The sequence below is a fragment of the Streptomyces sp. SID12501 genome, from assembly GCF_010550245.1.
GTDB lineage: Bacteria > Actinomycetota > Actinomycetes > Streptomycetales > Streptomycetaceae > Streptomyces.
Window position 1 is genome coordinate 1 of sequence record NZ_JAAGLU010000438.1, and the last position, 508, is coordinate 508.

1 protein-coding gene is annotated in these 508 nt (G+C 65.6%); it reads right to left on the reverse strand.

Going from position 1 to position 508, the window contains the following annotated elements:
- The coding region (locus G3I71_RS46645) for a cytochrome c biogenesis protein ResB (protein WP_164325004.1) at positions 1 to 508 on the reverse strand (508 nt) is incomplete at both ends.

The window sequence follows — 508 nt, forward strand, 5'->3', positions numbered from 1 at the left end:
GGCGAAGGTCGACACCAACATGGCGTTGAAGCCGAGCTGCTCCGCCTTGCCGTCCTTGTCCTTGTAGCCGTCGGTGACCTTGATGGCGCCCGAGGAGCTGAGGTTCGCGTCGAAGGGCAGCATCGGCACGGCGTCCTTGTAGATCACCTTGCCGTCGGGCGCGGTCACCGAGATGACCGGCGCGTAGCCGTGGCCGAGGAGGAAGAGCTTGGAGCCGTCGACCTCCAGCGGCTTGTTGACCTCGATCTCGGTCCTGACCGGCTTGCCGTGCGCGCCCTCGCTGAAGGAGACGTACGCCTTGAAGTCGCGCGGGGTGCCCTTCTGCGGGCCGCTCGTCTCGTACGTCGCGTCGAACTTGTCCAGCGTGAACGAGAACGGCGGCAGGCTGTCGGGCGAGAAGAGGCCGCCGTACTTGAAGTCGTCGTACTGGGTCAGCGTGTTAGAGAAGCCCTTGCCGCGCAGAACGAGCTTGCCGCCCTCGGACTTGTAGAGCTGCCCGACCGCGAAG